We start from the raw sequence: 17,842 nt of genomic DNA on the forward strand, positions 1-17,842 counted from the left end.
CGTCACGCCCGGGACGGATCACTCGGCGGTGAGGGGGTCGATCACCTGCGTCACCGTGGAAATGCGGTTGGCCGGGAAGCCACCAAGGCGTGCGTGTTCGCGGACCAGCGCTTCGCTGGGGGCGCGGTAGACGCAATAGACCTTGTCGTCGGTGACATAGCTGTGTTCCCACTGCACCAGCGGGCCGAGCTCGGACAACACGCTGCAGGACTTCTGCGAGACGGCCTTCAGTTCGGCCGGCGTCATCAGGCCAGCCCCCTCGATGTCGCGTTCGATGAGGTAACGGGGCATGGCGATCTCCTCGGCGGGCTCAGGGGCGGGCTTCCAGTACCAGGTTGAACGGCGTTTGTGCCGCGCGCCGGAAACGCCGGAATCCGCCTTCCGCCATGACCTGGTGCAGCCGGGCCTGGCCAGCCTGGGCGCCAAGCGCCGGTCCATGGCGGGCCAGCGACACCGGCACGCAGATCTGCGACGACGCGCCGTAGTACACGCGCCCCACCGCATTGAGATTGTCTTGCACATGGTCGCCGGCGAAGGGCTCCACCAGCAGGCAGTGGCCGTCCGGTTTGAGGGCGTCGTGGGCGTGTCGTGCCGCACCGATCGGGTCGCCCATGTCGTGCAGGCAGTCGAAGAACGTCACCAGGTCCAGGCCCTCTTCGCCGTAGCTGACCGCGTCGGCCACCTCGAAGCGCGCATTGCGCACGCCGCTTGCCTGCGCGCGTTCGTTGGCGGTGCGGATCGAATCCGCGTGGTAGTCGTAGCCGACGAACTGCGAATGCGGGAAAGCCCTGGCCATCAGTACCGTGCTGGCGCCATGGCCGCAGCCAACGTCCGCCACCAATGCGCCGTGCGCGAGCTTGTCCACCACGCCGTCCAGCGCGGGCAACCATTCGGCCAGCAGGTGGGCGTGGTAACCAGCGCGGAAGAAGCGCTCGGTGCCATGGAACAGGCAGGCGTGGTGCTCGCCCCATTCCATGCCCTGGCCGCTGCGGAAGTTCTCGGTGGTGCGCTCCAGTGCATGGAAGGCGGCTTCGACGATGTAATAGGCGCCGGCCAGGTCGACGGGACTGTCGGGGTTGGCCAGGCAGAGCGCCTGCGCGTCATCGAGCGAATAACGGCCGCTTTCGGCGTCGTAGGTCACATAGCCGCCGGCGGCCTGGTTGGCCAGCCATTCGCGGATGTAGCGCTCATGCGTGTGCGTACGCTGGGCGAGGTCGGCAGGCGTGCCCGGGGAATCCGCCAGCGCGCGGTACAAGCCCAGGCGGTCGCCCACCAGCATAAGCGTGGCGCTGATCGCTGCCCCCAGATCGCCGACCGCGCGGCCGAGGAACGCGTTCAGGCGGTCATTGTCGGTACTCATGGGCCGTGACCTTGGCAAGCACGGCAGGGCTTGCCGCGAGCCCCCTGCACGGCAGGGTACGCCTGCGCGCCGATGCCGGGATGGCCGCTGATCGGAACGCCAGCGCTGCGCGCGGCTCAGGCTTCTTCGTTGAGATCCAGTACCACGCGGACCAGGCCCGAGCCGTCGTTCTCGCGCACGCGCTTGAACCCCAGCGACTGCGCCAGCGCGAGCATCGGCTGGTTGGAATCCAGCACGTCGCCATACAGGCGGTCGAGCTTCTTGGAACGCGCCCACTTGGCGAGCTTGCGCATCAGGTGGCGGCCCAGCCCCTGGCCGGCGATGAAGTGGCTGACCAGGATGGCGAACTCGGCATCGCGTGTGCGCGCCACCATGGCCGCGCGGGCCACCGCACCCACCAGCGCTTCGCCCGGGGGCAACGTTTCGGCGGCGACCAGCGCGAATTCGGTGTTGGGGTCAGGGTGCGCCAGCCGCTGCGCCATCTCCGGCGTGAGTTCCTTCAGCGCGTAGAGGAAGCGGTGACGTATTTCCTCCGGACCCAGCAGTCCGAATGCGCCCTGGATGGGGCCGGCGTCTTCAGGCCGGATCGGCCGGATCAACAGTTCGCGCCCGTTGGGCAGACGGAAGTGTTCGTGCCAGGGCGGGAGGCGTTTCGGTGCGGTCATGATGTGATGCTCGCATGAAATCCGGAGACGGGGCGAGGGCCGTGGCGCCGCTGGTTCAGGCGCCGTGGCGTTTGCCGCGCAGGCGCGAGAAGGCGGTGACCACGGCCACGACGATCGCGCCGGCCACGATGCCGACGCCTGCATTGAACAGGCCTTCCCACAACCAGCCCGCGCTGCCTTCCGCGTAAGGCTGGATGACGTGGTGCAGCGCCGGGATGCTGTGCACGAGAATGCCGCCACCGACGAGGAACATCGCGGCGGTGCCGGCGATCGAAAGGAATTTCATCAGGTAGGGCGCGCTGTAGAGGATGCCGCGGCCGAAGGCGCGCTTGAACCGCGCCCAGCCGTTCTCGCGGACATCCGAAGTCAATGCCAGGCCGGCATCGTCCAGCTTCACGATGCCGCCCACCAGGCCGTACACGCCCACGGTCATGATCGCGGAGATCGCCACCAGCGTGAGCACCTGCTCCATGAAGGTGCGTCCCGTCAGCGTGCCCAGCGAAATGACGATGATCTCCGCCGACAGGATGAAGTCGGTACGGATGGCGCCGCGGATCTTGTCCTTCTCGAACGCGACCATGTCCACGTTCGTGTCCTGCACCGCCTTGACCAGGTCGGCGTGGTGCTGGCTGTCCTTGTCCTTGCCATGCAGGAACTTGTGCGCAAGCTTCTCCACGCCCTCGAAGCAGAGGAAGGCGCCGCCCAGCATCATCAGCGGCGTCACCAGCGGGATGTTATAGCCCTTGCCGTGCAGCCAGGTTTCCAGCGCGCTGATCGCCAGGGCGGCCGGCACCAGGATGGCCTTGTTGACCACCGACCCCTTCGCCACGGCCCATACCACGGGCAACTCGCGGTCCGCCTTCACGCCGGTGACCTGCTGGGCATTCAGCGCGAGGTCGTCGCCCAGCACGCCGGCCGTCTTCTTCGCGGCCACCTTGGTCATCACGGACACATCGTCCAGCAGCGTGGCGATGTCGTCGATCAGGGCGAAGAGACTGGATCCGGCCATAGATGAAGGTCGTCGTCGTGAAGGGGGAGGGCGCGATTCTCGCACAGCCCCCTGACCGGGCCGCGCAATCCCGCGGCGGGGGTCAATCCGGTGCGCGCAGCCACTCCAGCCGGTGGCTGGCGCCCGCCTCGCCCAGGGCGGCGGCGAGCGCCGGCAGCACGGGCGCCAGCGCCTTGTCCAGTTGCCAGGGCGGATTGAGTACCAGCATGCCGCTGCCGGTGAGGCGCAGCGGCGAGTCATCCGGCCGGACCTGCAATTCGGCGACGAACGCCCCCTTGGAGGGCAGCGAGGTCGCCTTGCGGAAGAACGGCGACAGCGTGCGTCGCTGCTTGATGGGGTACCAGACCGCATAGGTCGCGGCCGGCCAACGCTCCAGGGCATCGCGCAGCGAGGCGATGATCTGCGGGTACTCGGCATCCTGGGCTTCGTAGGGCGGATCGATCAGCACCAGGCCGCGTGCGATCCGCTGCGAACCCGCACGGGGTGGCAGCAACGCCTTCATCGCAGCGTAGCCGTCGCGTGCGTGGACGGCGACGCGGTCGTCGCCGGCGAACAGGTCCTTCAGCGCCTGCGCCTCGTCCGGTTGCAGTTCGCAGGCCGCCAGCCGGTCCTGGTCGCGCAGCGCCTGCGCGGTCAGCAGCGGTGAGCCGGGGTAGGCGATCAGCGCCCCGACCGGATTGCTTGCCTGCACCGCGCGAAGATAGGCCTCGACGAGTTCCGGCATGCGCGGCGCGTCGAGCAGCTTGAACACCCCTTCGTCGGCCTCGGAGGTCTTGCGGCTCTCCGTGCCGCCCAGCAGGTAACGGCCGCGCCCGGCATGCGTGTCCAGCACGAAGAACGGCGCGTCCTTGCGTTTCAGCGCCTCGATCATGGCCAGCAGCACGATGTGCTTGAGGACGTCGGCATGGTTGCCGGCGTGGAAGGCGTGGCGGTAATTCATGGCGCGCAGCATATATGCTTGCGCCATGCCCCGTGTATTGATTGCCGAAGACGAAGCCGCCATCGCCGATGCCGTGCTGTATGCCCTGCGCAGCGAAGGCATCGAAGCCGACCACTGCCTGCTGGCGCGCGACGTGGCGCCGCGCGTGCGCGCCGGTGGCGTGGACGTGGTGGTGCTCGATGTCGGCCTGCCCGACGCCAGCGGCTTCGATGTCTGCCGGGAACTGCGAGGTTTCAGCGACGTGCCGGTGATCTTCCTGACCGCGCGCAACGACGAGATCGACCGCGTGCTGGGCCTGGAACTGGGCGCGGACGACTACGTCACCAAGCCGTTCTCGCCACGCGAACTGGTGGCGCGCGTGCGCGCCCGGCTGCGGCGTGCCGGCGGTACCGTCAAGGCCGCGGAGGGAGAATGGACCGCGCGCGGTGACTTCGCCATCGACCGCGACGGCCACCGCATCCGCTACCGGCAGCAGGTGCTGGACCTGACCCGCTACGAGTACGCGCTGCTGGATGCGCTGCTGCAGCGGCCTGGCGCGATCCTCAGCCGTGCGCAGCTGATGGACCGCGGATGGGACAGCGACGCCGACAGCGCCGACCGCACCGTCGACACCCACGTCAAGACACTGCGCGCCAAGCTGCGCGCGGCTGGCGCCGACCCCGACCCGATCCGCACCCATCGCGGCCTGGGTTACGCGATCGAGGCCTGAGATGCGGCTGGGGCTGAAGCTCGTCCTCGGCTTCTTCCTGATCGTCGGCATCGCCGCATTCTTCGTGATGCGGGTGTTCGTCAACGAGGTGAAGCCGGGCGTGCGCCAGGCGATGGAATCCACGCTGGTCGATGCGGCCAACGTGCTGGCCGAAATGGCCGCCGAAGACCTGAAGGCGGGCCGCATCGCCGAGGGTGCCTTCGCCGGCAACGTGGCCGCGGCGCAGCAGCGCGACCCGAAGGCCTGGGTGTGGCGTTTCCAGAAGCGCTCGGTGGACTACCGCGTCACCGTGACCGACGCGCGCGGCACGGTGGTCTTCGACTCGCAGGGGCGCGATGTCGGCCGCGACAACTCGCGCTGGAACGATGTCTACCGCACCTTGCGCGGCGAGTACGGAGCCCGTTCCAGTCCCGAATCGCCCGGCGACGAGACCAATACGGTGATGCACGTGGCGGCGCCGATCTACGATCCGGCCGATCGCGCCACGCTGCTGGGCGTGCTGACGCTGTCGCAGCCCAACCGCAGCATCGAGCCCTTCATCGTCGCCAGCCAGCGCAGCATCCTCTTGCGCGGTGCCTGGCTGATCGGCATTTCCGCCCTGATCGGCGTGCTGATGACGTGGTGGCTGGTGCGCGGCATCGGCGGATTGAACCGTTACGCACAGGCGGTCAGCGCGGGTGAACCCGTGCCGCCACCGCGTCCGCGCGCCGACGAGATCGGCGACCTCGGCCGCGCGCTGGAAACCATGCGCCGCAAGCTGCAGGGCAAGGCGTACGTGGAGCAGTACGTGCAGTCGCTGACGCACGAGATGAAAAGCCCGCTCGCCGCGATCCGCGGCGCCGCCGAGTTGCTGCAGGAACCCCTGCCCGAAGCGGACCACCAGCGTTTCGTGCGCAACATCCAGACCCAGGAACACCGGCTCACCGAGACGATAGACAAGCTGCTCGCGCTGGCCGAAGTGGAGCAGCATGGCTGGCTGCAGCGCCGGGAGCGCGTGGACACCGCAGCGCTGGCCGACGAGGTGGTGCAGGGGCTGGATGCCAAGCTCACTCCACACGGCGTGGATGTGGTTCGCGTGCCGCAGGCGGGGGCCTGGGCGGTGGAAGGCGACGCCTTCCTGCTGAGGCGCGCACTGGGCAATCTGCTGGACAACGCCATCGCCTTCTCGCCGCCCGGCGGCACGGTGGAACTGGCGGTCGAGGCCGTGGATGGACTGGTGCGCTTCATCGTCCGCGACCGTGGACCGGGCGTGCCCGACTATGCGCGCGAGCGCGTGTTCGAGCGCTTCTACTCGCTGCCCCGGCCCGATGGAGGCCAACGCAGTTCCGGCCTGGGCCTGCCGTTCGTGCGCGAAGTCATGCGCCTGCATGGTGGCGAAGCCACGCTCGACAACCGCCACGACGGCGGCGCCGAAGCGGTGCTGTCGCTGCCCCGGCTCTAGCCCGCACTTCACACAGCCTTCAAACACGCTTCCTGCCGGTTGCACACCGGCACCGGACGATGCATCCCGTATCCAACCGGGGCATCGACATGAAGTCATTGAAGTTGCTGTTGCGTTTCCTCACCGTCGGCGGGCTGGTCCTGCTGCTGCTCATTCCGCTGGTGATGATCCGCGGGGTCATCCAGGACCGCGAGCGTTACCGCACGCTGGCCGAAACACGCGTCTCCCAGAGCATGGCCGGGCCACAACAGGTGGTTGGTCCATTGCGTGTCGTCCCGTGGCGCGAAGAGCGCCTCGTCAATGCGTTGAACGAAGACGGCAAGCCCGAAGTGCGCCGGGACGTGAAGGAAGGCTACCTGCTGCAGACCCCGGCTACGCTGACCGTGGACGGTCGCCTGCAGCCGGGCGAGCGTCGCATCGGGCTGTACACGGTCAATGTGTACGAATGGAAGGCGGCAATGAAGGCGAGCTTCGCGCCGCTGCAGGTGCCGGGTGCCGACGGGCGCATCTACGGGCAGCCCTACATGGTGGTCGGCATGGCCGACGTGCGCGGCCTGGTCGGTACGCCGTCGATGAAGGTCGATGGCGTGCCGCGGAAGCTGGGCGCCGGTACCGGCGCGCTGTCGTCGCGGATGGAAGGCATCCATGCGCTGCTGGAGGTGCAGGGCGGCTCGCTGCCGGCGAGCGAGGTACACCTCGACATGGCACTGGCCGGCACCCAGACCATCGGCATCGCGCCGATCGCGGACAGCAACGACATCGCGATGAGTTCGCCCTGGCGCCAGCCGCTGTTCGGTGGCCGTTTCCTGCCCAACAGCAAGACGCTGGGCGATGCGGGCTTCACCGCGCGCTGGCAGGTCTCTTCGCTGGCGAGTGCCGCGCAGAGCCAGCTGGAATCCGCATCCGGCAAGCTGACGCAGCCACCGTCGTTGAGCGCCACGCCATCCGGCTACGGTGCCGACAGCAGCAGCGATACCGCCATCGACAGCGCAGTGGTCAGCCTGGCGGATACCGTGGACGTCTACACGCAGGTCGACCGCGCCAGCAAGTACGGCATCCTGTTCGTGGTGCTGACCTTCGTCGGGTTCGCGCTGTTCGAACTGATCAAGCGCCTGCCGATCCATCCGCTGCAGTACCTGCTGGTGGGCCTGGCGCTGGCGATCTTCTTCCTGCTGCTGCTCAGCCTGTCCGAGCACATCGCGTTCTGGCAGGCGTACCTCGTCTCCGCCGCGGCCTGCATCGGGTTGCAGTTCTTCTACCTGTCGGGCGTGCTGCAGAGCTGGCTGCGCGCGGCAGGCTTCGCGACCATGCTGACCGCGCTCTACGGCGTGCTGTACATCCTGCTGAAGTCCGAGAACAACGCGCTGCTGATGGGCTCGTTGCTGCTGTTCGGCATCCTGGCGGTGATCATGTGGGTCACCCGCAAGGTGGACTGGTATGCGCTGGGCACGGAACTGCGCTGAGGCCGCCATGATCGATCCCGCCACCCTGCATCGGCGTGCACGGCGCGTGCTGCCCGAGAAGATCGGGACCGACGCGGTCATCGTCGAGGCCATGGACGACGCCACGCTGGCCACGCTGCTGTTCCCGCTCGCGCATCGGCGCAGGGGATGCCTGCTTTTCAGGCTTTCTTCGCAGACGATCGCCGCCCTGGTTTCGCGCGCGGCCGGTTATCTGCAGGACGCACGCCAGGCCAGGGAAGGCTTGGGGCGCTGGACGCATCCCCTCACGTACACCGCATGGCGGGATCAGGGCCAGGGTGCATCGCAGCGGTTCGACACGCGCAGCGACGACGGCCGCGCGGCGTTGTGCCTGCTGCCTGCCGCGGCCTGCGCCGTGTACGTCTGGGACGATCGCGGACTACAACACGCCGACGCATTCCCCGCACCCCGCTAACGACGGGACGTCATGCGGTTGCCTCGCCCCGGCCGGTGGCGTGCGCTAGAGTCCAGGGATGAACTCTGCGCACACCATCGGCCTCTTCCGTGGGCCGGAAATCACGCCCTGGCTTGACGATGTCGCGCGCCTGCGCGTGACCGTGTTCCGCGACTGGCCCTATCTCTACGAAGGCGATCCGGACTTCGAGCGCGATTACCTGGCCGCGTACGCGCGCTCGGCGGAAAGCGTGTTCGTGCTGGCGATGCAGGGCGGGGACGTGGTGGGTGCCTCCACCGGCCTGCCGTTGGCGGACGATACCGAAGCCTTCCGCCAGCCGTTCCTGGACAGCGGGATGGATCCGGAGGACGTCTTCTACTTCGGCGAATCCGTGCTGCTGCCGGCCTACCGCGGCCATGGCATCGGCCACGCGTTCTTCGATCACCGCGAAGCGCATGCGCGCGCCCTGGGGCGGTTCGGATGGACGGCGTTCTGCGCGGTCGATCGCGATGCGGACGATCCCCGCAGGCCGGTCGGGCATCGTAGCCATGAGGCGTTCTGGGACAAGCGCGGCTACACGCGGCAGCCGGGCATGGCGATGCGGCTGGCATGGAACGAGATCGGCCGCGGCGAGGTGGATCATGCGCTGACGTTCTGGTTGCGCGGACTGGGACTGTCGCGATGAAGGTCGCCGTCGCCAGGTACGCCGTAGGGGCGCCCGCGGATTTCGGTTCCTTCGCCGAGCGACAGGCCGTTGTGCTCGGTGAGGCCGCCACGTCGGGCGCACGCATCGCCGTCCTGCCGGAATATCTGTCGCTGGAACTGGCCGCGACCTTCGACAGTGCCACGCGGGCCGACCTGCACGCCTCGCTGGCGGCGATCCAGCGCTATCGCGACGACTGGCTGGCGCTCTACCGGCGGCTGGCGGCAGAACTGGACCTGCATATCGTGGCCGGCAGTTTCCTGCTGGCGCATGGCGATGGCCGCTACCGCAACCGCAGCGATGTGTTCACGCCCGCGGGTGCGCACGCATGGCAGGACAAGCTGCAACTGACCGGTTTCGAGAAGGTATTGGGCGTCATCGAGGGCGGCGACGCGCTGAAGGTCTTCGACATCGACGGCGTGCGTGCCGGCGTGTCCGTCTGCTACGACGCCGAGTTTCCGCTGCCGGTGCGTGCGCAGGCCGAAGCCGGCGCGCGCCTGTTGCTGGTGCCCAGCTGCACGGATACGGACGCCGGCGCCACCCGTGTGCGTGTCGGCTGCCTGGCGCGTGCGCTGGAGAACCGGATGTTCGTGGCGCAGGCGGTCACCGCGGGCGAAGCCCCGTGGAGTCCCGCCCTCGACGTCAACACCGGCGAGGCCGCGATCTTCGCGCCCATGGATCGCGGTCTGCCGGATGACGGAGTGGTGGTGCAGACCCGCGACGACCAGGTGTGGGCCATCGCGGATCTCGACGTTGAGGCGCTGGAGCGCAGCCGAGCCAATGCCCAGGTGGCCAACGACCGCGACTGGCCGGGGCAATGGCAACCGTCGCGGGTGCGGGCGAGAGCGGTCGGGTTCGATCTCGTGTAAGCGCACCCGGTGGTGCTCCTGCGTGCTTCGGTGTTCAGGGTTCCCAGCCGAACACCTCGACCAGCGGCTTGTCGAACACCTCCGCGATGCGGAACGCGCATTCCAGCGTGGGCGAATATTTGCCGGCCTCGATCGCGGCAATCGTCTGCCGGGTCACACCCACGCGCTTGCCAAGGTCGGCCTGGGTCATTTCGCCAGCCAGGAAGCGCAGCGTGCGGATCTGGTCGGTGACCCGGGCCTCAGCCGTAGAGATAACTCGTCGTCCGCTGTACTTGTCGCTTGGGCAGTGTATGGCTCAGCCCAGCAGGCTCACGCCCGGCACCAGCCAGATCGAAAGCGTCGCCAGTGCGCTGCCGATCACCGTCGCTGCCAGGACATCGCTGGGGTAGTGCAGGCCCAGCACCACGCGCGAGACCGCCACGCAGGCCGCGAACGGGATCAGCAAAGGCGCCAGTACCGGGTAATGCGCCAGCGCCACGATGGTGAATGCGACCGCATGCAGCGTATGCCCGGACGGGAAGCTGAACTCGTCCAGCGGCGCGATCCATGCGCGGATGCGCACGTCCGACGCGAACGGACGGGGTCGCTTCGTCCAGCGCTTCAATGCCTTGTACAGCGTCAACGCGATCACACCGGTCGCCGCCAGGTGCGCCGATGCCGCCAGCCCGTCCATGCCATCGGCGACGATCAGCGCGGCCATCAGCACGTACCAGAACACGCCATCGCCCAGTCGGCTGACAAGGGCGAAGAAGCGGCGCACGCCGTTCCATTCGCCCCAGCGATTGGCCAGCAGGCACCAGCCGGTGTCCCGGCCGATGAGGGGATTACGCGGCAGCAACGGACGCATGGTGGCTTCTCCGTGTCAGGGCGAGGTCGGTCAGCAGGGCATCGAAATCGGCGGACACCTGGTCGGGATGCAGCGCGCGCATCGCGTCGCTGGCGGCGTCGCCCATGGCGCGGCGCGCCGGGGCATCACCCGCCAACCGCAAGGCCGCGGAGATGAAGCCGTCGTCGCTGTCGACGGCGGCGCCGTGCATGCCATCCACCAGATGCTCGCGCGCGGCACCGTAGTTGAACGCCACCGTCGGCACACCGCTGGCCATCGCTTCCAGCGTCACGTTGCCGAAGGTTTCGCTGTGGCTGGAAAACAGGAACAGGTCGCCGCTGGCGAAGTGCCGCGCCAGCGCGTCGCCACGCTGCACGCCGCAGAAGATGAAGTCCGGATGCTCCTGCGCGAGCCGCGCGCGGATCGGGCCATCGCCCACCCAAACGAACTTCGCGGTCGGATGCTGCTGCCGGATCGCCTCGAAGGCCCGGATCGACAGGTCCAGGTTCTTCTCCGCTGCGATGCGGCCCACGTAGATCACCGCCAGGTCGTCCGGCTGCAGGCCCCACTGCGTACGCAGGCGGTCATCACGCCGCGCGGGGCTGAAGTGCTGCGCGTCCACCGCCCGCGCCAATCGCACCACATGCCGGAAGCCCTGCGACTGCAGGAAGTCGGCCAGTTCGCGCGTCGGCACCAGCGTGGCGTCCGCGTCATTGTGGAAGCGGCGCATCCAGCGCAGCGCAGTGTGTTCGAGGAAGCGCGCGCCATAGTCGCGCATGTATTCGTCGAAGCGCGTGTGGAAGCCGGTGGCCACCGGAATGCCCAGCCGGCGCGCGGCGCGCACGGCAGACCACCCCAGCGGGCCTTCCGTGGCCACGTAGATCGCGTCCGGCGGGGACTGCCTCCACTGCGCCAGCAGGCGCCGGGTGGCGGGCAGGCCGAATCTCAGTCCGGGATAGCGCGGCAGGCTGGTGCCGCGCACGAGCAGCGTTTCATCCGCCGCACCGGCATCGCCCGCCTGCCGTGGGCGTACCAGCGATACCGCGTGCCCACGCTGGCGCAGGCCGGTTTCCAGCCCCTGCACGGTGAGGGCGACGCCGTTGACCTCCGGCGGATAGGTCTCGGTGACAATGGCAAAGCGCATGCGCAGCTCCACGTTTTGCGCATGCTGAGGGCGGGAGATGTAGCGTGTATTGCAGCGCGGTTACCGGCACATGACGCGGCAGGAAGAACGCCCCTCAGCGCATCTTCGGCCTGCCTGAGCGACGCCCGCCCGTGGCCGCCTCGCGCAGCAGATGCCGGAACCGTGGGCATTCGAGGTGGCTGGGCGCGGAGCAGGCCGCAGCGTGGCGCAGTCCGTCGCGCATGGCAGTCAGGCGCAGGATCATCGCGTCCAGTTCCCGCGCCTTCGCGCGCAGGCTGCGGCGATCGATATCGGGCCGGCCGTCGGCGCCGAACATCGCGGCGATTTCGTCGAGCGAAAACCCAGCCGTTTGCCCCAGGGCGATCAGCGCCAGGCGTTCCAGCACGTCCGGATCGAAGGTGCGGCGCAGGCCATGGCGTCCGATCGATGCGATCAGTCCTTTCTGCTCGTAGTAGCGCAGTGTGGATGCGGGTAAGCCGGACCGTTTCGCGACCTCGCCGATGTCCATCACGACCCCGCTTGACTTGAAGTTGACTTGAAGTGGCATCGTGCACGCCATGGTCGTGCGGCGCAAGCGTGCGCCGCGCCTTCAATCTGGGAGACCGCTATGGATTACCTGACCTGCACGCTGCTCGTCGGCATCGGCGCCACGCTCGCGATGGATGCCTGGGGCCTGCTGCGACGCGCGCTCTTTGGCGTGCCTGTCGCCGACTATGCCCTGGTGGGCCGTTGGCTGGGCCACATGCGGGCGGGCCGTTTCCGCCATGACGCCATCGCCCGCAGCGCCTCCGTCCGCGGCGAACGGACGCTGGGCTGGTGTGCGCACTACCTGACCGGCATCGCCTTTGCTGGAGTGCTTCCCCTGGTCTGGGGTGTTGCGTGGCTGCGTGACCCTACGCCGGGGCCGGCACTCCTGGTGGGACTGGTCACCGTCGCCGTTCCGTTCCTGCTGATGCAGCCCGGTATGGGCGCCGGCGTCGCGGCGTCCAGAACGCCGCGTCCCGGCATCGCGCGTATGCACAGCCTGCTGAACCACCTGATGTTCGGCGCTGGGCTCTATCTGTCGGCGTTGCTCGTACGTCCGTTCTTTTCCTTCTGATCCCATTCTTCCAACAGAAGTCCTGCATGCGTATTCCCGCCCGTTTCGCGCCGTTGCTGTTCGGTGCGCTGCTGTCCGCCATCATGGTGTCGTTGGTGTCCGCGTTCGTGCTGCTGGTCAACCAGGGGCTGCACGCGGGCTTCCTGGCAATCTGGGCGCGCAGCTGTGCCACGACGTGGCCGGTGGCCTTCGTCGCCGTCACCCTGCTGGCGCCGTGGGTGCGTCGGATCGTCGCGAGGCTGACGGCCTGATTCTTCAGCGGGTGAAGGCCGCCATCAGGCCGCGCGCTGTCCCCGTGCCGCCAACCGATGCCCCAGCCACGCCATCGGCAGGTAGGCGAACACCAGGTCCACCACGGTGAACCAGGGCGGTGAGGGCAGCATGGCGACGGCTGCGATGCCGCCCATCAGGAAGCAGGCGCCGACCACCCACGCCGGGCCGCGCGTGCGCCCGGGTGTCGCGAGCGTGGCGACGAAGGCCCCCACCAGCGTGCCGACCGCATGGGCCAGGAAGGGGAACAGGAAATGCTTCGGTTCGAACAGCGGCATCGCCGCCTTCAGGCCTTCCGTGGTGGTGGTATCGACACCTGCCGGCAGCGGAATGACATGCCCGCTGAGCATGACCAGCCCCATGTTGACGATGCTGCCGACGAACAGCCCGGCGATGACCGCCAGGATCAAACGGATCACACGCTTCATGACAACCTCCGGCAAGGATGCGAGGGATTGCCGGTCGGCGTGGGGCCGGCCGTGGCTGGGGCGACTATAGCCGAGCCTGTCCTGGTCATGGGACATGCGTGTGGACGTCGGCGTTGACGCCACTTCCCTGGGGGCGCCAGCGTCACCACGCGAATCCTTCCTTCCAGTCGCTCCGCGGCAGCCACGTCGTCTGGTCCGTCGATGCTGCCTGACGCCACGCTGCGCGCCACCATCGGTTCGATGTCCGAGAACCGCATCGCGCGCGCGCCGATCCTGGCGCCGATCAGGTTGTTGTGGATGTCCATGGCGTTGGAGCGCCTGCCGCGCCGTTCCATCACGCCGTTGACCAGGCCGACAGCGCGCGCATCGAGCGTGTAGGCCACCACGGCGCTGGCGAGCGTGTGCCGGTAAGCATCCAGCGGACCGTGGCGGCCACCCGGGAGCGGGCTTTGCAGGACGTGGGACCAGGTGTAGGTCAGGACGAAGGCGGGGTAGGCTGTCAGGAGCATTCCAATCAGTACGAGCCCGGTCCGCCACCGACGTTTTCGTTTCAGCGGCTGCATCGGCACTCCGGAAGGCGTCGCCGCATCAAAGGCCATGCGGCTCGACCACCACCGCTGTGCCGTAGCACAGCACTTCGGTCAGGCCGGCCATCACGTCGGTGGCGTCGTAGCGGACGGCGATGATCGCGTTGGCGCCCAACTGGCGCGCGTGCTGCAGCATGTCGCGGTAGGTCTCGTCGCGGGCCTGCTCGCACAGTTCGGTATAGATGGTGATGTTGCCGCCGAACAGCGACTGCAATCCGCCCAGGAAATTACCGACGATCGAGCGCGACCGTACCGTGATGCCGCGCACCAGGCCCAGATTGCGGACGATGCGGTAGTCCGGCAGTTCCAGTGCCGTGGTGACCATGGCGTCGTTCAGGGGTGAAGCCGCCGGACGCGTTGCCGGGGAGTTGTAGGGATCCGTCACGCGTTCTTCCTGTGGTGGTGCCGGGCGCCGGATGCCGGTGGCACGGGTCGGGGTCGGCGGATCGGGACCCATCCCCGCTCAAGTCCAGTTCCAGTTTCCGCTGGCATCGGATCGTTGTCGGGCGGTCGATTTCTTCGAAAGATCATGCATTCGCACCCTCCGCGGTGGAAAACAGCTTGAAGAAGTAGCCGGCCTCGTGCCAGTGCGGATCGGCATGCATCCGATACTCCCACGGCCTGGTGTGCGGCTTGTTGGCGAGTATGGATTGCAGGGTATCGTTCGCCTGTTCGGGGTCGTGCACTCGGAAGGACAACTGCCTGAGGCCGCCCCAAGTGCTGCGCGCCAGGAATAGTGCGTTGTTGCCCTCGATGGCCTTTTCGATGCTGTCGCCGATCTCGAAGAGAAGCGCGCTTTCTTCCGGGGTCGGCATGCCCTGGTCGGCGAGATGCGTGGCGTGGATGCTGATCTCGAGGTGCCAGGGGAATATGTCCAGATGCAGGAACGTCAACAACGCGTCATTGACGACAATGACTTCTGGAAGATCGCTGCGCATGGCGTCGAAGAGCGTGTAGTGCGCTTCCGGGAGAACGATGCGGACGTACTGGTCTGCCATGGATGCCGGACACCTCGATCACGTCATGGACTGCATTCTGACAGGGACGATGAGGCGAGGTCAGGATGAAACCAGCGATTGCGCGGCGCCATTGCTGGCGCCTATCTCGCCGATGGTCGCGAGATCGATTCCCTCGATGCACGCCAGGTTGTATCCGTATTCTGTCGGGACGCTGCGGCGTCGGTGATGCGTGTAGATGCCACAGAGGCTGCAGAAATAGTGCCTGGCGATCTTCGTGTTCCACTGGTACACGCTGAGCTTGTCCTCGCCGCGCGTGATGCGCAATCGGTCCAGGGTGACGCCCGCCATGATGGCGCCCCGGCGACTGCACATTGAGCAGTTGCAACGGCGTATGTTCTCGTGGCCATTGACCAGGTCCACCTCGAACTCGACCGCCTTGCAATGGCAGGTTCCTTTGACGGTCTGCGGGGTGATCACCGGTACGTCCTCGTTGTGGTCTGGCCGGAGGATCGGCCGTGATGGAAGATCATATGTGTGAGCGCCCGCCGGCATGCAATCTCGACGAGAGGGGCTGTCTCACGGCACGCGCTCGCCGCGCGCAGCGGTGAACAATGCGTACCATGCTTCCCGGCTCAGCTCGACGCCGTCGGCGGCGCAGCAGGCCGCCAGGCGAACCGGGTCGGTGGTGCCGACGATGGGTTGGATGCCGGCGGGGTGGCGCAGCAGCCAGGCGAGTTGGATCGCTTCCGGCGTGACGCCTTTCTCTTCCGCCAGATGGCGAAGCAGCTGGGACGTCTGGCGGATCACCGGATCGGCGAACTCCGAGGCCGTTGCGAACTTGCCGCCGGCCAGCGGCGACCACGCCTGCACGCGGATATCGTGCAGGCGGCAGTAGTCCAGCGTGCCGGCTGCTGCCGCATAGGCATGGCCGGTGGTGTTGGTGACCACGCCGTCGTCGATCAGGTGATGGTGCAGCAGGCTGACTTCCAGCTGATTGGCCATCAGTGGCTGCCGCACATGCCTGCGCAGCAGCGCGATCTGTCCGGCGGTGTGGTTGCTCACGCCGAAATGGCGCACCTTGCCGGCGGCATGCAGGTCGTCGAACGCGCGTGCGACCTCTTCCGGCTCCACCAGCGCATCCGGACGGTGCAGCAGCAGGACATCCAGGTGCTCCACGCCCAGTCGCGTGAGGCTGCCATGGACGGATGCGACGATGTGCGCATGACTGGAATCGTAGCGTCCCGGGGTGCCCGCCGGATCGTCGGCGAAGCGGATGCCGCACTTCGACTGCAGCACCATGCGCTGGCGCAGGCCGGGTGAGGCACGCAGCACGTCGCCGAACACCTGTTCGGACTTGCCGCGGGCATAGATGTCGGCATGGTCGAACAGGGTGATGCCATGGGCCAGCGCGGTTTCGACCAGGCGCTGCGCCAGGCGGCGCTCGTCGGCGGTCACGGGCGTGCTGTCCCACGCACGACTCAACTGCATGCAGCCGTAGGCGATGCGGGATACCGGCAGGTCCTGGGCGAGGAAAATGGTCTTCATCGTGTGCGTGCGAAGGGGGGAAGCGGCATCATGCCAGAGCGTCGTCGCGCTTCAGTTGCGTTGACGCTCGGCGATGAGTTTCTGCGAGAGCGCCTCGACCTCCAATGGTCGCGCCAGGTAATAGCCCTGCACATCATCCACACCCAGCGCCTGCAATGCGGCCAGTTCCGAGGCCGTCTCCACGCCTTCGGCGACCACGCGGGACTGCGTCTGGCGTGCGAACTCGATCAGTGCCGCGGCCAGCGCTCGCCGCGGTGAATCGGTGTCGATGCCTCGCGTGAGGGTCAGGTCCAGCTTGATGATGTCCGGATGGATGGCCAGCACGTGCCGCATGCTGGCGTAGCCCGCGCCGGCGTCGTCCACCGCCACGCGCACGCCGGCCTCGCGGAGCGGCGCCAGCCGTTCGTTGAGCAGCGTGTAGTCGTCGACCAGCGAATGTTCGGTGATTTCCAGCACCACGCGATGCGGGTCCAGATCGTCGATATAGCCGTCGATACCGCCGCTGATGACGGTCTGCGGCGAGACGTTCAAGGCCACGTAGAAATCGCCCTGGACATCGCGGAGCCCATCCAATGCCGAGAGGATGGCATTCAGTTCCAGGCGCACGCCCAGGCCGATCTCGCTGGCTTCGGCGAACCACACGTCCGGCGGGCGGCGCGGTTCCAGGTCGAAGCGCGACAGGCACTCCACGCCGATGATGCGGCGTTCGCTGCTGCGGTATATGGGCTGGTACACCATGTGCGGTTGGCCCAGCTCCAGCACCGAGGTGATGCGCTCCACCTTCTCCTCGTGTTCCTGCACGGCGTGCAGGTCGCCGTCGATCTGGTAGGCCAGCAGGTCGGCGAAGGCGCGCATCATGTGCAGGTCGCGCTGGCCCAGCGAGAGGTTGGGCGACAGGCTGAAGCAGCAGAAGGTGCCGTAGATGCGTCCGTCGCGCAGCTGGATGGGGACGCTGATGTGCGCGCCGATCGGAAGGTCGCGCGTTTCGGGCACGCGTTCCAGCAGGGGAATGGCGGCGGTGTCGGGAATCAGCTGCGGGATGCTGCCTTCGACCACCCGCATGCAGTAGCCCTCGTCGAGCGGGCTGGAATCGCCGGGCAGGATGGGCGCGCGGTCGAGCCGGGTGGCGACATGACGGAACACGCGGTGGCTGCCGTGGAACTCGCTGACGAAGGCCACGTCCATGTCGAGGTGGCGGCGGACGGCATCCAGCAGGCGATCCACATTGCGGCCGATGGCGATGGCTCCCGGTCCGCCTTCAAGCCATGCGTCCGTCAACGCAGCTTCGGGCACTCCTCGATCGATCACGGCTTCCTCCTGAATGCACGTACGCGACGAATCCTCGGCCTTCGGACACGCTCCCGCCGCAAGGGCGCACGGGAGGATGGCGTGGAGGAGTGGGGATGGGCCACG

General features: G+C 67.6%; 24 protein-coding genes. 8 read left to right on the top strand and 16 right to left on the bottom strand.

All coding sequences use genetic code 11. The annotated features are described in order from the left end of the window. Nucleotides 1-18 precede the first annotated feature (18 nt). From OY559_RS06335 to rlmJ, 5 genes are all read right to left on the bottom strand, one after another. Nucleotides 19-291, bottom strand: a complete 273-nt coding sequence (locus OY559_RS06335; protein ID WP_277729211.1) for a DUF4242 domain-containing protein — start codon at nt 289-291, stop codon at nt 19-21. Nucleotides 292-310: 19 nt separating this feature from the next. Beyond that, nucleotides 311-1,360 carry a class I SAM-dependent methyltransferase gene (locus OY559_RS06340; RefSeq protein ID WP_277729212.1) on the bottom strand — a complete coding sequence of 350 codons (1,050 nt, stop codon included), beginning with the start codon at nt 1,358-1,360 and terminating at the stop codon, nt 311-313. Nucleotides 1,361-1,476: 116 nt separating this feature from the next. Next, nucleotides 1,477-2,025, bottom strand: a complete 549-nt coding sequence (locus tag OY559_RS06345) for a GNAT family N-acetyltransferase (protein ID WP_277729213.1) — start codon at nt 2,023-2,025, stop codon at nt 1,477-1,479. A 55-nt stretch (nt 2,026-2,080) separates the two neighbouring features. Continuing rightward, the gene (locus OY559_RS06350) at nt 2,081-3,034 is read right to left on the bottom strand and encodes a DUF808 domain-containing protein (protein WP_277729214.1); all 954 of its coding nucleotides are present in this window, start codon (nt 3,032-3,034) and stop codon (nt 2,081-2,083) included. Nucleotides 3,035-3,116: 82 nt separating this feature from the next. After that, nucleotides 3,117-3,974, bottom strand: coding sequence for a 23S rRNA (adenine(2030)-N(6))-methyltransferase RlmJ (gene rlmJ / locus OY559_RS06355; RefSeq protein ID WP_277729215.1), 858 nt, complete (start codon nt 3,972-3,974; stop codon nt 3,117-3,119). Here rlmJ and creB point away from each other — a divergent pair. The 6 genes from creB (at nt 3,973) to OY559_RS06385 (ending at nt 9,571) form a co-directional block, all read left to right on the top strand. After that, nucleotides 3,973-4,683 (top strand): two-component system response regulator CreB, encoded by a 711-nt coding sequence (creB, locus tag OY559_RS06360; RefSeq protein ID WP_277729216.1) that lies wholly within the window; start codon nt 3,973-3,975, stop codon nt 4,681-4,683. The genes rlmJ and creB overlap by 2 nt on opposite strands. A gap of 1 nt (nt 4,684) precedes the next feature. After that, a complete protein-coding gene (gene creC / locus OY559_RS06365) occupies nt 4,685-6,124 on the top strand; it encodes a two-component system sensor histidine kinase CreC (RefSeq protein WP_277729217.1) in 1,440 nt (479 codons plus the stop codon). 89 nt (nt 6,125-6,213) lie between these two features. After that, nucleotides 6,214-7,587 (top strand): cell envelope integrity protein CreD, encoded by a 1,374-nt coding sequence (gene creD, locus OY559_RS06370; RefSeq protein WP_277729218.1) that lies wholly within the window; start codon nt 6,214-6,216, stop codon nt 7,585-7,587. A gap of 7 nt (nt 7,588-7,594) precedes the next feature. Continuing rightward, complete coding sequence (locus OY559_RS06375; RefSeq protein ID WP_277729219.1) at nt 7,595-8,020, top strand: hypothetical protein; 426 nt, start codon at nt 7,595-7,597, stop codon at nt 8,018-8,020. Between the two features lie 58 nt (nt 8,021-8,078). After that, nucleotides 8,079-8,684, top strand: a complete 606-nt coding sequence (locus tag OY559_RS06380; protein WP_277729220.1) for a GNAT family N-acetyltransferase — start codon at nt 8,079-8,081, stop codon at nt 8,682-8,684. Then, nucleotides 8,681-9,571 carry a carbon-nitrogen hydrolase family protein gene (locus tag OY559_RS06385; protein ID WP_277729221.1) on the top strand — a complete coding sequence of 297 codons (891 nt, stop codon included), beginning with the start codon at nt 8,681-8,683 and terminating at the stop codon, nt 9,569-9,571. Before OY559_RS06380 ends, OY559_RS06385 begins: the two co-directional genes overlap by 4 nt. Before the next feature lie 34 nt (nt 9,572-9,605). Here OY559_RS06385 and OY559_RS06390 read toward each other — a convergent pair whose 3' ends face one another. From OY559_RS06390 to OY559_RS06405, 4 genes are all read right to left on the bottom strand, one after another. Continuing rightward, nucleotides 9,606-9,761 (bottom strand): helix-turn-helix transcriptional regulator, encoded by a 156-nt coding sequence (locus tag OY559_RS06390; RefSeq protein WP_277729222.1) that lies wholly within the window; start codon nt 9,759-9,761, stop codon nt 9,606-9,608. 105 nt (nt 9,762-9,866) lie between these two features. Next, nucleotides 9,867-10,418: a phosphatase PAP2 family protein gene (locus OY559_RS06395; protein WP_277729223.1), complete on the bottom strand. Its 552-nt coding sequence runs from the start codon at nt 10,416-10,418 to the stop codon at nt 9,867-9,869. Beyond that, on the bottom strand, nt 10,396-11,541 hold the full coding sequence (locus OY559_RS06400) for a glycosyltransferase family 4 protein (RefSeq protein WP_277729224.1): 1,146 nt from the start codon (nt 11,539-11,541) through the stop codon (nt 10,396-10,398). The genes OY559_RS06395 and OY559_RS06400 overlap by 23 nt, the downstream gene beginning before the upstream one ends. Nucleotides 11,542-11,635: 94 nt before the next feature. Continuing rightward, a complete protein-coding gene (locus OY559_RS06405; RefSeq protein ID WP_277729225.1) occupies nt 11,636-12,049 on the bottom strand; it encodes a helix-turn-helix domain-containing protein in 414 nt (137 codons plus the stop codon). A gap of 99 nt (nt 12,050-12,148) precedes the next feature. Between OY559_RS06405 and OY559_RS06410 the strand changes: the two genes are divergently transcribed. Together OY559_RS06410 and OY559_RS06415 are read left to right on the top strand one after the other, a co-directional pair. Beyond that, nucleotides 12,149-12,640, top strand: a complete 492-nt coding sequence (locus OY559_RS06410) for a DUF2938 domain-containing protein (RefSeq protein WP_277729226.1) — start codon at nt 12,149-12,151, stop codon at nt 12,638-12,640. A 26-nt stretch (nt 12,641-12,666) separates the two neighbouring features. Beyond that, complete coding sequence (locus OY559_RS06415; protein ID WP_277729227.1) at nt 12,667-12,891, top strand: DUF2798 domain-containing protein; 225 nt, start codon at nt 12,667-12,669, stop codon at nt 12,889-12,891. Nucleotides 12,892-12,915: 24 nt separating this feature from the next. Here the strand turns inward: OY559_RS06415 and OY559_RS06420 are convergent, their stop codons facing one another. The 7 genes from OY559_RS06420 to OY559_RS06450 form a co-directional block, all read right to left on the bottom strand. After that, nucleotides 12,916-13,338: a hypothetical protein gene (locus OY559_RS06420; protein ID WP_277729228.1), complete on the bottom strand. Its 423-nt coding sequence runs from the start codon at nt 13,336-13,338 to the stop codon at nt 12,916-12,918. Then, nucleotides 13,335-13,901: a hypothetical protein gene (locus OY559_RS06425; RefSeq protein ID WP_277729229.1), complete on the bottom strand. Its 567-nt coding sequence runs from the start codon at nt 13,899-13,901 to the stop codon at nt 13,335-13,337. The genes OY559_RS06420 and OY559_RS06425 overlap by 4 nt, the downstream gene beginning before the upstream one ends. A 25-nt stretch (nt 13,902-13,926) precedes the next feature. Further along, nucleotides 13,927-14,250 carry a YbjQ family protein gene (locus tag OY559_RS06430; RefSeq protein WP_277729939.1) on the bottom strand — a complete coding sequence of 108 codons (324 nt, stop codon included), beginning with the start codon at nt 14,248-14,250 and terminating at the stop codon, nt 13,927-13,929. A 202-nt stretch (nt 14,251-14,452) separates the two neighbouring features. Continuing rightward, nucleotides 14,453-14,863, bottom strand: a complete 411-nt coding sequence (locus tag OY559_RS06435) for a DUF695 domain-containing protein (RefSeq protein ID WP_277729230.1) — start codon at nt 14,861-14,863, stop codon at nt 14,453-14,455. A gap of 120 nt (nt 14,864-14,983) precedes the next feature. Beyond that, the gene (locus OY559_RS06440) at nt 14,984-15,361 is read right to left on the bottom strand and encodes a GFA family protein (protein ID WP_277729231.1); all 378 of its coding nucleotides are present in this window, start codon (nt 15,359-15,361) and stop codon (nt 14,984-14,986) included. A gap of 99 nt (nt 15,362-15,460) precedes the next feature. Then, nucleotides 15,461-16,429 carry an aldo/keto reductase gene (locus OY559_RS06445; RefSeq protein ID WP_277729232.1) on the bottom strand — a complete coding sequence of 323 codons (969 nt, stop codon included), beginning with the start codon at nt 16,427-16,429 and terminating at the stop codon, nt 15,461-15,463. 51 nt (nt 16,430-16,480) lie between these two features. Continuing rightward, the gene (locus OY559_RS06450; RefSeq protein ID WP_277729233.1) at nt 16,481-17,737 is read right to left on the bottom strand and encodes a sensor domain-containing phosphodiesterase; all 1,257 of its coding nucleotides are present in this window, start codon (nt 17,735-17,737) and stop codon (nt 16,481-16,483) included. Between the last annotated feature and the right edge of the window lie 105 nt (nt 17,738-17,842).

It is taken from the genome of Pseudoxanthomonas sp. SE1, assembly GCF_029542205.1.
Lineage (GTDB): Bacteria > Pseudomonadota > Gammaproteobacteria > Xanthomonadales > Xanthomonadaceae > Pseudoxanthomonas_A.